Below are 12,896 nucleotides of genomic sequence, written 5' to 3'. Positions count from 1 at the left end.
TGGGGTGGACGATGCACTCATGAACGATGCACCCCTGAGGTGTGGGATGTGGCTGTAAATAACGGACTCAGCAAAGGTAAGCCTCCTGTTGTGAGCGGGCAGCGAACCACCGGATTTAACTTGAACGAACATTCAATTTAAACATGGATAGGCGGTTTTGGACTAATCGCAGGGCTGAGTGGTAGGTAATCTCTACGCTAGCTCAAGGAACGGTATGACGGGCGGGGATGGGAAATCGTTCAGCGACTTGACGTTCAAATGCGCATAAATGTGGGAGCTGGCTTGCCTGCGATGGCGGTGGGTCAGCAACACTTCTGTTGGCTTGTACACCGTCATCGCAGGCAAGCCAGCTCCCACATGGACAAGGGCGGGGCTTACTTTTGCGCACCGTCCTCATGCTGCAAGTTCGCCTGCGTAATATTCACCCCCGCCGGCACGCTGCGGGTCAGCCACACGTTGCCGCCGATGGTCGAACCCTTGCCGATGGTAATGCGCCCCAGGATCGTGGCCCCGGCGTAGATCACCACATCATCCTCAACGATCGGGTGCCGTGGATGGCCCTTCTGCAACTGCCCATCCTCATCCGCCGGAAAGCGCTTGGCGCCCAACGTCACGGCCTGGTAGATGCGCACCCGTTCACCGATGATCGCGGTTTCGCCAATCACCACACCCGTGCCGTGGTCGATAAAAAAGCTCGGCCCGATCTGCGCGCCCGGGTGAATATCAATGCCGGTGGCCGAGTGCGCAATCTCCGCGCTGATCCGCGCCAACAGCGGCAAACCGGCGCGATACAAGTGGTGCGCCAGCCGATGGTGGATCACCGCCAGAATCCCTGGATAGCACAGCAGCACCTCGTCCACGCTGCGCGCTGCCGGGTCGCCGTGGTAGGCGGCCAACACGTCGGTGTCGAGCAAACCCCGCAGTGCCGGCAACGCCAGGGCGAAATCCTGAATCAGGCGGATCGCCTGCGCATCAACCTCGCTGTCGTCCCTGGCGCCTTGCCGCGCGGCATAACGCAGCTCCAGACGCGCCTGGCCGAGCAAGGCATTCAAGGCGACATCGAGGGTGTGGCCGACGTAGAAATCTTCACTTTCTTCACGCAGGTCCACCGGCCCCAGGCGCATCGGGAACAGCGCGCCACACAGCGACTCAAGAATCTGCGCCATCGCTTCACGGGACGGCAACTCGCGGCCGCCGTGCTCGCCGCTCAAGCGGCCATTGCGCGTGCGCCACTGGTCCCGGGCGCTGCGCAGCTGGCCTACGATGGTCTGCAATTGCCAATGACTGGAACGCTCACTCACGGTATTCACTCCTGACGTAATGGCCATCACTTTACGGTATGCACCCTGGCCGCCCTTAAGAACCAATGGTGTGATACCAAGAACTTTGCGACATAAGCGATTGCGGGTTGCCCGATGAAAAGTGCCTGCCTATAGTCGCCCCATCACTCAGCCACTGTGCGTTGCCATGATCAAAAGACAGCTCGACCGTTTCAACCGCCTGGACCTGCTGGGTGGCGCCACAGCCCTGGAAAAACTCGAGCGGCTATCGGCCTGGCTGGGCCGTGACATCTACGTCAAGCGCGACGACACCACGCCGCTGGCCATGGGCGGCAACAAGCTGCGCAAACTCGAATACCTGGCGGCGGATGCCATCGCCCAAGGCGCCGACACGCTGGTGACCGCCGGTGCCATCCAGTCCAACCATGTGCGCCAGACTGCGGCGCTGGCCGCCAGGCTCGGCCTGGGTTGCGTCGCCCTGCTCGAAAACCCCACCGGCACCGAAGACCCCGACTACCTTGGCAACGGTAACCGCCTGCTGCTTGAGCTGTTCGACGCCAAAGTGGAATTGGTCGAGAACCTCGACAACGTTGATGACCAGCTCAACGCAGTTGCCGACCGGCTGCGCAGCAACGGCAAGAAGCCGTATCTGGTGCCGATCGGCGGCTCGAACGCACTTGGCGCGCTGGGTTATGTGCGTGCCGGGCTGGAACTGGCCGGGCAGATCGAAGACAGCGGTATCGAGTTTGCCTCCGTGGTGTTGGCTTCCGGCAGCGCGGGGACGCACAGCGGCCTGGCGCTGGCCCTGAGTGAAGTGCTGCCGGACTTGCCAGTGATCGGCATCACCGTGTCGCGCACCGAAGAAGCCCAGCGCCCGAAAGTGCAAGGCCTGGCCGAACGCACGGCCGAGTTGCTCGGTGTGGATATTCCTGAAGCCTTCAAGGTCATCCTGTGGGACGAATATTTCGGCCCGCGCTACGGCGAACCGAACGCCGGCACCCTCGCCGCGGTCAAGTTGTTGGCGAGCCAGGAAGGGTTGCTGCTGGACCCGGTCTACACTGGCAAGGCCATGGCCGGCTTGCTGGACGGCATTGGGCGTCAGCGATTTGGGGAGGGGCCGATTATTTTCCTGCACACCGGCGGCGCCCCGGCGTTGTTTGCCTATGGCGCTGCATTCACCTGAGTGAACACGGACTAAAAATGTGGGAGCTGGCTTGCCTGCGACAGCGGTGGGTCAGCTAAACATCCATTGGCTGATACACCGCTATCGCAGGCAAGCCAGCTCCCACATGGAATACTTCAAATATTCTAAATTCGAATATCAAATTGAATTTATATTATTTTCAAGTCTTAAAAACTGGCTTTATAGTCGCGCCGTAGGCGAAGACGCGCTACGCGCTTTAAGGCAGGATACGACTACTGCGTCACCTGCTTCGCTCAACATAAAAACACAGGGGCTCTTCATGACTATTTCTGTATTCCGTCGCACGTTGTTGGTCGGCACTTTGGGCCTGGCGCTCGGCGCCAGCCTGATGGGCCAGGCAATTGCCGGCGAGCAATTGGACAACATCAAAAAAGCCGGCGAGATCAAAATCGGCCTGGAAGGCACTTACCCGCCGTTCAGCTTTGTTGATGAAAGCGGCAAGCTCAGCGGCTTCGAAGTGGAGTTGTCCGAAGCGCTGGCTAAAGAACTGGGCGTCAAGGTCAAGCTGCAAGCCACTCCTTGGGACGGCATCCTCGCGGCCCTGGAGTCCAAGCGCTTGGACGCTGTAGTCAACCAGGTAACCATCTCTGAAGAACGCAAAAAGAAGTATGACTTCTCCACGCCTTACACCGTTTCCGGGATTCAGGCGCTGGTGCTGAAGAAGAACGTCGACAGCATCAAGACGGCCGACGACCTGGCCGGCAAGAAAGTCGGTGTAGGCCTGGGCACCAACTACGAGCAATGGCTCAAAGACAATCAGCCCAAAGCCATCATCAAAACCTACAACGATGACCCAACCAAGTTCCAGGACCTGCGCATCGGCCGTATCGACGCCATCCTGATCGACCGCCTGGCCGCTTTGGAATATGCCAAGAAAGCCCCGGACACCGCTGCTGCCGGTGAAGCCTTCTCCCGTCAGGAATCCGGTATTGCCCTGCGCAAAGGCGAGCCTGAATTGCTGGCTGCTGTGAACAAGGCCCTCGACAAACTGCGCGCAGACGGCACTTTGAAGAAGCTGTCCGAGAAATACTTCAACGCTGACGTCACTCAATAATGGAAGCAGGTTTCCAACTCGCGCTGGACTCCGCGCCCTTTCTGCTCAAGGGCGCGTACTACACGGTGATTCTTAGCCTGGGCGGGATGTTTTTCGGCTTGCTGCTGGGCTTCGGCCTGGCCTTGATGCGCCTCTCGCGCTTCAAGCTGGCAAGCTGGACCGCCAGGGTCTACGTGTCTTTTTTTCGCGGCACGCCCTTGCTGGTGCAGCTGTTTTTGATCTACTACGGCTTACCGCAAGTGGGCATCGAGCTGGATCCGATCCCGGCGGCCTTGATCGGCTTTTCGCTGAACATGGCCGCCTACGCCTGTGAAATCCTGCGCGCCGCGATCAGCTCCATCGAGCGCGGCCAGTGGGAAGCAGCCGCCAGTATCGGCATGACCCGCGCGCAGACCCTGCGCCGGGCCATCCTGCCGCAGGCCATGCGCACGGCATTGCCGCCGTTGGGCAACAGCTTTATTTCGCTGGTAAAAGACACAGCACTGGCCGCCACCATTCAGGTGCCCGAGCTGTTCCGTCAGGCCCAACTGGTGTCTGCGCGAACCTTCGAAATCTTCACCATGTATCTCTCCGCCGCCCTGATCTACTGGATTTTGGCGAGCATCCTGGCGCATTTTCAAAATCGCCTGGAAGACCGGGTCAACCGGCATGACCTGGAGTCTTGAAGCATGATCGTGGTTGAAAAACTGACCAAACAATTCAACGGTCAGGTGGTGCTTAACGGCATCGACCTTGAGGTCAAGGCAGGCGAAGTCGTCGCCATCATTGGCCCCAGCGGTTCGGGCAAGACCACCTTTCTGCGTTGCCTGAATTTCCTCGAAGAACCCACCAGTGGCCGCATCAAGGTCGGTGACATCGAGATCGACGGCAGCAAGCCGCTTAACCAGCAACAAGGCCTGGTGCGGCGCTTGCGCCAGCACGTGGGTTTTGTGTTCCAGAACTTCAACCTGTTCCCCCACCGCACCGCGCTGGAAAACGTCATCGAAGGCCCGATCGTGGTCAAGAACATGCCACGCGAAGCGGCCACTGCACTGGGCCTCAAGCTGTTGGCCCGTGTGGGCTTGGCGGGCAAGGAAGCGTCGTATCCAAGGCGCCTGTCCGGTGGTCAACAGCAGCGCGTGGCGATTGCCCGCGCGTTGGCCATGGAGCCGGAAGTGATCCTGTTCGACGAACCCACCTCGGCGCTGGACCCGGAACTGGTCGGCGAAGTACTGGCGACCATCCGCAGCCTCGCCGAAGAAAACCGCACCATGGTCATCGTCACCCACGAGATGAGTTTTGCGCGGGATGTGGCCAACCGGGTGATCTTCTTCGACAAGGGCGTGCTCGTGGAACAGGGCGAAGCCAAGGCCCTGTTCGCCAACCCCAGGGAAGAACGCACCAAGCAGTTCCTGAGCAAATTCCTCGCCCATTGAGCGTTGTGTGGGAGCGGGCTCTTGTGGCGAGGGAGCTTGCTCCCGCTGGAGTGCGAAGCGCTCCCAAAAAGCTGGGGCCGCTGCGCAGCCCAGCGGGAGCAAGCTCCCTCGCCACAGAAAACCGCTCTGACACGATTTCCTCACGCCAATCGGTAAAACGTCCCCTCACGCCCCTCTAAAAATACCCCCGCCAGTCAGACCCTTCTGAATCTGCTCCAACCCGCCGTTTAGCCCTTTGCCTCCATTGACGCCTGTTGCCCAACCCTCTTATCTAGCGCCCAGAGGATTGGATCCTATCCCGGCTACTCACTGAATCGTTCATTTCGGCCCCCTTGCGCACCCGCGCCAAAGGACCGGAACGATTCCTGCTGGCTGCATCAAGGAGATTACTTATGACGCGCATGCTCACCGCCCCGACTTTGCCCCAGGCCGTTAGAAAGGGCATCAATGCCTTGGCCGCCGAACACCTGCAGGTCGACATCGCACCCTATACCGGCATGGATGAGGGCGACCTGATCGAGCTGTTCTGGAACAACTGCTTTGCTGCCTCGCGCAGGGTGACGGCCTGCAAGGTCGGCACGCCCATCCATTTGCGAATCCCCGAAAGTTTTGTGCAGGACGGCCTGGCAAGGGTTCACTACCAGGTCATGCAGATCGGCCACGGCCCGGCACGCTCGGCGGTCACCACGGTAAGCGTGAAGACCAACTTTCCCGGCGGCCGGCCTTCGAACCTGTGCAGCGACGAAAACCAGAACCTCGCCCCCGTGGGCTTGCCTGAAACCATCCGCCGCTACGGCGTCAACAGCTGCCAGGTGCGACGCGGAATTCCGCTGTGCATCGAGCCCTACCTGAACATGGCCACGGGCGACGCAATTACCCTGCGTTGGGGGGACGTGCGTCTGGACCTGCCGAAAATCCAGGCCAAATGCGTCGGGCTGGCGGTGCAGGTATGGGTTCCCTCGGCGGTGATTATCGAAGCCGGCGAAGACAGTCGGCTGGACGTGACGTACTGCATTCTGGATCGCGTCGGCAATAATTCACGCTGGGCACCGGCTCGCACCTTGAACATCGCCGCCTGTTCGCCACCGGCGCCAGCCCGTCCGGCCACGGCCGCATCGGCCTATCAACCCCGCCACCTCGGCTCGCCCTGCGAACCGGGGTAACAGCCCTTCTATGCTTATTCCCATAAGTTAGTTTATTTAAATATTTAACACGTTTAGGGTATATGCACCGGACCACCGGACATCTCTGATTTTTTGTTTCTATTTCATTGAATGCGAGGTCGGTATGGTCAGGATTACCCCGGTGCATAACGCCAGGGCATTACGTGCAGCCAAGGAGCGGCGCTGATGTCTAATTTGGCTCAAACACCCCCCCAGAGTGATCTGGATATAGCCCCTCTGTTGTTGCCGGCCGCGGTGCTGCGCGACGACGCCGAGGCGTTGAGCGCGGCCCATGAGCTTGCCAGGGCTGCGCGCCCGCAAGCCGCCAGGCGCGATCAGCAACGCAAGTTGCCATGGGCGCAGATCGAACAGTTCACCCGCAGCGGGCTGGGCAGTATTTCCATTCCCCGCGAATTCGGCGGCCCAGAGGTTTCGTTCGTAACCCTGGCCGAGGTGTTCGCGATCATCAGCGCAGCGGACCCGGCTCTTGGCCAAATCCCGCAAAACCACTTTGGCATCCTGCACCTGTTGCAGCTTACCGCCACCGAGCGCCAGAAAAAGCAGCTGTTCCAGAGCGTCCTCGACGGCTGGCGCATCGGCAATGGCGGCCCGGAACGCGGCACCAAAAACACCCTGGAACTCAAGGCGCGCATCACCGCTGAAGGCGATGGATACGCGATCAGCGGCCAGAAGTTCTACTCCACCGGCGCGCTGTTTGCGCATTGGGTCGCCATAAAAGCCCTGAACGATGACGGCAAACAGGTGCTGGCGTTTGTGCGCCGTGGCACCGAAGGGCTGCGCATCGTTGACGATTGGTCGGGCTTTGGCCAACGCACCACCGCCAGCGGCACTGTGCTGCTCAATCAGGTGCCGGTGGACGCAGAACTGGTGGTCGAAAACTGGCGCATCGGTGAAAACCCGAATATCCAGGGCGCTGTCTCGCAGTTGATCCAGGCCGCCATCGACGCGGGTATCGCGCGCGGCGCTTTGGACGACACCATCGCCTTCGTCCGCGAACGCTCGCGCCCGTGGATCGACGCCAAGGTCGAACGCGCCAGCGATGACCTGTACGTGATCGCCGACATCGGCAAATTGAAGATCGAACTGCACGCCGCCGAAGCCTTGTTGCGCAAGGCTGGCCAGGTACTGGATCAGGTCAACGCCGCGCCGATTACCGCGCAATCTGCGGCCCGTGCATCGATTGCGGTGGCCGAGGCAAAAGTGCTGACCACTGAAGTGTCGTTGCTGGTCAGCGAGAAACTCTTCGAGCTGGCTGGCAGCCGCGCCACCCTCGCCGAATTCAACCTCGACCGTCACTGGCGCAACGCCCGGGTGCACACGCTGCACGACCCGGTGCGCTGGAAATATCACGCCATCGGCGCCTATCGACTGAACGGCACGTTGCCGGCTCGTCACTCCTGGATTTAACCGACCAGAACACTTTCTCTACGAGCTTCTGGAGCACCTATGACTTTCTCTGCAAACGTCGCGGTTATCACCAGTGACGAACACGCCCTTATTGTGGCCAGCGACCTGGCTGAAGACTTTCGCCGCGACAGCGCCCAGCGCGACCGCGAACGCCGCCTGCCCTTGCCCGAACTGGACGTGTTCTCGCGCTCCGGCCTGTGGGGCATCAGCGTGCCGAAAGAATACGGCGGCGCCGGCGTATCCAACGTCACCCTGGCCAAGGTGATCGCCTTGATCGCCCAGGCAGATGCTTCGCTGGGCCAGATCCCGCAAAACCATTTCTATGCCCTGGAAGTGCTGCGCGTGAATGGCAGCCCGGCTCAGCAAAAACGCCTGTACGCCGAAGCCCTCGCCGGGCAGCGCTTCGGCAATGCACTGGCGGAACTGGGCACCAAAACCGCCCACGACCGCGTGACCTCCATCACCCGCGACGGCGATGGTTTGCGCATCAACGGCCGCAAATTTTATTCAACCGGTGCGATTTACGCCCAGCGTATCCCCACCTCGGTGGTGGATGAACACGGCGTGCAGCAACTCGCCTTCGTCCCGCGCGACAGCGAAGGCCTGACGGTCATTGACGACTGGAGTGGCTTCGGCCAGCGCACCACCGGCAGCGGCTCAGTGGTGTTCGACAACGTGTGGGTTGCGGCGCAAGACGTGATCCCGTTCCAGAGCGCCTTCGAGCGCCCGACCACTGTTGGCCCGCTGGCGCAGATCCTTCACGCCGCCATCGACACCGGCATCGCCCGCGCCGCCTTTGAAGATGCGCTGCACTTTGTGCGCACCAAAACCCGCCCATGGATCGACTCCGGCAACGACAAGGCCACTGAAGACCCGCTGACCCTGAAAAGCTTCGGCCACCTGAGCACCCGCCTGCACGCCGCCGAAGCATTGCTGGAACGCGCAGGTGTTTTCCTTGACCGCGCTCAGGCCGACAGCACTGCCGAAGCCGTCGCTGCCGCGTCAATCGCAGTCGCCGAAGTACGCGCCTTGAGCACCGAAATCTCGCTGGCGGCCGGCAGCACACTGTTCGAACTCGCTGGCAGCCAGGCGACGCTCGCCGAGCACGGCCTGGACCGCCACTGGCGCAACGCCCGCGTGCACACGTTGCACGACCCGGTGCGCTGGAAGTACCACGCCGTGGGCAATTACTACCTCAACGATGAAAACCCGCCACTGCGGGGGACCATCTGATGTCCAGGAAAAAAATCCTGCTCAATGCCTTCAACATGAACTGCATCGGGCATATCAACCACGGCCTGTGGACGCACCCACGGGATACCTCGACCCAGTACAAAACCATCGAATACTGGACCGAGCTGGCGCAAACCCTCGAGCGCGGGCTGTTCGATGGACTGTTCATCGCCGACATCGTCGGCGTGTACGACGTCTACCAGAACGCCATCGACGTACCGCTCAAAGAGTCGATCCAGTTGCCGGTCAACGACCCGCTGTTGCTGGTGTCGGCGATGGCGGCCGTGACCAAAAACCTGGGCTTCGGCCTCACCGCCAACCTCACCTATGAGCCGCCGTATCTGTTCGCCCGGCGCATGTCCACCCTCGACCACCTGAGCCGTGGCCGCGTGGGCTGGAACATTGTCACCGGCTACCTCGACAGCGCCGCCAAGGCCATGGGCCTGACCGAACAGGTCGAGCATGACCGGCGCTACGACCAGGCCGATGAGTACCTGGAGGTGTTGTACAAACTCTGGGAAGGCAGCTGGGAAGACGGCGCCGTGCTTAACGATCCGCAAGCGCGGATCTATGCGCAGCCGGGCAAGGTGCACAAGGTTGAACACCGCGGCGAGTTTTATCAGGTGGAGGGTTATCACCTCTGCGAGCCGTCGCCGCAGCGCACGCCCGTGCTGTTCCAGGCCGGCAGTTCGGACCGGGGCTTGCTGTTCGCCGGGCGCCACGCCGAGTGCGTGTTTATCAGCGGGCAGAACAAGGCGGCGACCAAAGTGCAGGTGGACAAGGTGCGCGCCAGCGCCGTCGCCGCCGGGCGAGACCAGGATGACATCAAGGTGTTCATGGGCCTCAACGTGATCGTCGGCGCCACCGAAGCGCTGGCCTGGGCCAAGCATGCCGAGTACTTGAGCTACGCCAGCGCGGAAGCCGGTGTGGCGCACTTCTCGGCCTCCACCGCGATTGATTTTTCACAGTACGCGCTGGATGAGCCCATCCAGTACGTGAAGAGCAACGCGATTCAGTCGGCCACCAAGAACCTGCAAAACAACGACTGGACCCGGCGCAAGTTGCTCGAACAGCACGCGTTGGGCGGGCGCTACATCACCTTGGTCGGCTCGCCCGAGCAAGTGGCGGACGAGTTGGAGTCGTGGATCAGCGAGACGGGGCTGGATGGTTTCAATTTGACGCGCATTGTTACGCCGGAAAGCTATGTGGATTTTATCGATCTGGTGGTGCCGGAGTTGCAGAAGCGCGGGTCGTACAAGACGGCTTATGAGCAGGGAACACTGCGCGAAAAAGTCTTCCAGGCTGGCGCCCGCCTACCCGAACAACACACCGGATCGACCTACCGACACTAATCAAAAATGTGGGAGCTGGCTTGCCTGCGATAGCGGTGGGTCAGCAAAAAATGGGTAGCTGACCGACCGCTATCGCAGGCAAGCCAGCTCCCACAGTTGACTGCATTGTTCTTACTAACACCTTATGACTGGAAATCGATTATGAAAAAGACTCTGCTCACCCACCCAGTCAAAGCACTGGCCCTGGCGTTTGGTTTATTCAGCTCAGCGGTATTTGCCGCCGAGGCGCCGCTGAAAGTCGGCACCACCGCCGCGTTTGCCATTCCCCTGGAAGCCGCCGTTGCCGAAGCCGGCAAGCAAGGCCTCAAGGTCGAGCTGGTGGAGTTCACCGACTGGATCGCGCCCAACGTCAGCCTGGCCGCCGGCGACATCGATGTGAACTACTTCCAGCACATCCCGTTCTTGGAAAACGCCAAGGCTGCCGCCGGTTTTGATTTGGTGCCTTACGCGCCGGGCATCATCAATAACGTCGGCCTGTATTCGAAGAAATACAAAAGCCTCAACGACCTGCCCCAAGGCGCCAGCGTGGCCATTGCCAACGACCCGATCAACAGCGGTCGCGGCCTGCAATTGCTGGCCAAGGCGGGTTTGATCACCCTCAAGCCGGGCGTGGGCTACAAGGCCACCGAAGAAGACATCGTCAGCAACCCGAAGAAGCTCAAGATCCTTCAGGTTGAAGCCGTGCAGCTGGTACGCGCCTATGACGACGCCGACCTGGTGCAGGGCTACCCGGCGTATATCCGCCTGTCCAAGACCTTCGATGCAGAATCGGCGCTGTTGTTTGACGGCCTCGATCACCCGGAATACGTGATCCAGTTTGTGATTCAACCGAAGAGCAAAACCGACCCGCGCGTGATCAAGTTCGTCGACATCTATCAGCACTCGCCGGTGGTACGTGCGGCCCTGGATAAATCCCTGGGCACGCTCTACCAAGTCGGCTGGGAAGATAAAAAATGACCGCCGCCAATGCCAAACGACGCGACCTGGGCCTGCCGCCCAGGGACGCCGAACAGACCCAACTGCACCCTGACTTGAACCGAGCCCATGTGCGTTTTATCAACGTGGGCAAGACCTACGACGGCAACGTGCACGCCTTGCAAGGCATTGACCTGGCGATCCAGCGCGGTGAAGTGTTCGGCATCATCGGGCGCAGCGGCGCCGGTAAGTCCTCGCTGATCCGCACCATCAACCGCCTGGAGCAACCGAGCAGCGGGCGCGTGCTGATTGATCAGGTGGACATCGGCGACTTCGACGAAGACCGCCTGGTGGCGCTGCGTCGGCGCATCGGCATGATCTTCCAGCACTTCAATTTGATGTCGGCCAAGACCGTGTGGCAGAACGTCGAATTGCCGCTGAAAGTCGCCGGCGTGCCCAAGCCGCAACGCGAGCAAAAGGTGCGCGAGTTGCTGGAGCTGGTCGGCCTCAAGGACAAGCACAACGCCTATCCGGCGCAGCTCTCCGGTGGGCAAAAACAGCGGGTGGGTATCGCCCGTTCGCTGGTGCACGACCCCGAGATTTTGCTGTGCGACGAGGCCACCTCGGCCCTCGACCCGGAAACCACGCAATCGATCCTCGGCCTGCTGCGCGAGATCAACAAGCGCCTGGGCCTGACCATTGTATTGATCACCCATGAGATGGCGGTGATTCGCGACATCTGCGACCGCGTGGTGGTGCTGGAACACGGGCGCACCGTTGAGCAAGGCCCGGTGTGGCAAGTGTTCGGCAACCCGCAGCATGACGTCAGCAAAACTCTGCTGGCGCCGTTGCAACACGGCTTGCCGGAAGAATTGCAAAGCCGTTTGCTGGCCCGCCCGGCCTCGACAGAAACGGCAGTGGTGCTGCGTTTGCAATTCACCGGCAGCGACACTGACGAGCCGGACCTGGCCGCACTGTTCAGCGCCCTCGGCGGGCGCGTGCGTTTGCTGCAAGGCGGCGTGGAACGCATCCAGGGGCATGCGCTGGGGCAGTTACTGCTGGCCGTGAATGGCTCGCCCCACAGCGCCGAAGAACTGCGCAACCGCGCTGGAAATTGGGCACAACAGGCACAGGTGCTGGGCTATGTGGTTTGATCGTTTATTGCAGGGCGCCATCGACACCTTGTTGATGGTCGGCGTGTCGTCGTTGATCGCGTTGCTGGTGGGCATTCCGCTGGCCGTTTTTTTGGTCACCAGCGACAAGGGCGGCATCTACCAGGCACCGGTGCTGAACCGCGCGCTGGGGGCGTTTGTTAATCTGTTTCGCTCGATTCCGTTTTTGATTCTGATGGTGGCGCTGATTCCGTTCACGCGGCTGATCGTCGGCACCACCTATGGCGTGTGGGCCGCCGTTGTACCGCTGACCATCGCCGCCACGCCGTTTTTTGCGCGCATCGCCGAAGTGAGCTTGCGCGAAGTCGATCACGGTTTGATCGAAGCCGCCCAGGCTATGGGCTGCCGTCGCTGGCACATTATCTGGCATGTGTTGTTGCCAGAAGCGCTGCCGGGGATTGTCGGCGGGTTCACTATCACCCTGGTGACCATGATCAACTCATCGGCCATGGCCGGCGCGATAGGCGCAGGCGGGTTGGGGGATATCGCGTACCGCTATGGCTACCAGCGGTTTGATACGCAGATCATGCTCACGGTGATTGTGCTGCTGGTGGTGCTGGTGGCGGTGATTCAGCTGGGCGGGGATCGATTGGCGCGGGGTTTGAACAAGCGTTGAGGCGCTTCGTAGCGGCAGGTATGAGTGAGTACCGCTCATCGGGACTGTCAATTCTCACAGTAGA

12 protein-coding genes are annotated in these 12,896 nt (G+C 60.8%); 11 read left to right on the top strand and 1 reads right to left on the bottom strand.

Annotation, left to right across the window (positions count from 1 at the left end; all coding sequences use genetic code 11):
• Positions 1 to 374 precede the first annotated feature (374 nt).
• Complete coding sequence (gene epsC, locus ACP7A2_RS06160) at positions 375 to 1,301, bottom strand: serine O-acetyltransferase EpsC (protein WP_426133508.1); 927 nt, start codon at positions 1,299 to 1,301, stop codon at positions 375 to 377.
• A 166-nt stretch (positions 1,302 to 1,467) separates the two neighbouring features.
• On the opposite strand from epsC, the gene ACP7A2_RS06155 reads away from it, so the two are divergent.
• The 11 genes from ACP7A2_RS06155 to ACP7A2_RS06105 all read left to right on the top strand — a co-directional run bounded on the left by ACP7A2_RS06155 (position 1,468) and on the right by ACP7A2_RS06105 (position 12,832).
• Positions 1,468 to 2,463 (top strand): D-cysteine desulfhydrase, encoded by a 996-nt coding sequence (locus ACP7A2_RS06155; protein WP_426133507.1) that lies wholly within the window; start codon positions 1,468 to 1,470, stop codon positions 2,461 to 2,463.
• A gap of 280 nt (positions 2,464 to 2,743) precedes the next feature.
• Entirely contained in the window at positions 2,744 to 3,538 is a 795-nt protein-coding gene (gene tcyJ, locus ACP7A2_RS06150; protein WP_426133506.1) for a cystine ABC transporter substrate-binding protein, read from the top strand.
• Positions 3,538 to 4,203: a cystine ABC transporter permease gene (gene tcyL / locus ACP7A2_RS06145; RefSeq protein ID WP_016972173.1), complete on the top strand. Its 666-nt coding sequence runs from the start codon at positions 3,538 to 3,540 to the stop codon at positions 4,201 to 4,203. Before tcyJ ends, tcyL begins: the two co-directional genes overlap by 1 nt.
• A gap of 3 nt (positions 4,204 to 4,206) precedes the next feature.
• Entirely contained in the window at positions 4,207 to 4,953 is a 747-nt protein-coding gene (tcyN, locus tag ACP7A2_RS06140; protein WP_426133505.1) for an L-cystine ABC transporter ATP-binding protein TcyN, read from the top strand.
• 392 nt (positions 4,954 to 5,345) lie between these two features.
• Entirely contained in the window at positions 5,346 to 6,116 is a 771-nt protein-coding gene (locus tag ACP7A2_RS06135) for a hypothetical protein (RefSeq protein ID WP_426133504.1), read from the top strand.
• Between the two features lie 186 nt (positions 6,117 to 6,302).
• Positions 6,303 to 7,544, top strand: coding sequence for an SfnB family sulfur acquisition oxidoreductase (locus tag ACP7A2_RS06130; RefSeq protein ID WP_426133503.1), 1,242 nt, complete (start codon positions 6,303 to 6,305; stop codon positions 7,542 to 7,544).
• Between the two features lie 39 nt (positions 7,545 to 7,583).
• Positions 7,584 to 8,777: an SfnB family sulfur acquisition oxidoreductase gene (locus ACP7A2_RS06125; protein WP_426133502.1), complete on the top strand. Its 1,194-nt coding sequence runs from the start codon at positions 7,584 to 7,586 to the stop codon at positions 8,775 to 8,777.
• A complete protein-coding gene (locus ACP7A2_RS06120; RefSeq protein WP_426133501.1) occupies positions 8,777 to 10,129 on the top strand; it encodes an LLM class flavin-dependent oxidoreductase in 1,353 nt (450 codons plus the stop codon). The genes ACP7A2_RS06125 and ACP7A2_RS06120 overlap by 1 nt, the downstream gene beginning before the upstream one ends.
• A gap of 141 nt (positions 10,130 to 10,270) precedes the next feature.
• Positions 10,271 to 11,086: a MetQ/NlpA family ABC transporter substrate-binding protein gene (locus tag ACP7A2_RS06115; protein WP_426133500.1), complete on the top strand. Its 816-nt coding sequence runs from the start codon at positions 10,271 to 10,273 to the stop codon at positions 11,084 to 11,086.
• On the top strand, positions 11,083 to 12,198 hold the full coding sequence (locus tag ACP7A2_RS06110; protein WP_426133499.1) for a methionine ABC transporter ATP-binding protein: 1,116 nt from the start codon (positions 11,083 to 11,085) through the stop codon (positions 12,196 to 12,198). Before ACP7A2_RS06115 ends, ACP7A2_RS06110 begins: the two co-directional genes overlap by 4 nt.
• Positions 12,188 to 12,832 (top strand): methionine ABC transporter permease, encoded by a 645-nt coding sequence (locus tag ACP7A2_RS06105; RefSeq protein ID WP_348056256.1) that lies wholly within the window; start codon positions 12,188 to 12,190, stop codon positions 12,830 to 12,832. The genes ACP7A2_RS06110 and ACP7A2_RS06105 overlap by 11 nt, the downstream gene beginning before the upstream one ends.
• Positions 12,833 to 12,896: the final 64 nt, after the last annotated feature.

This window comes from Pseudomonas sp. PWP3-1b2, assembly GCF_049896045.1.
Taxonomy (GTDB): Bacteria; Pseudomonadota; Gammaproteobacteria; order Pseudomonadales; family Pseudomonadaceae; genus Aquipseudomonas; species Aquipseudomonas antarctica_B.
This window is presented reverse-complemented; position numbering and strand designations above follow the sequence as displayed.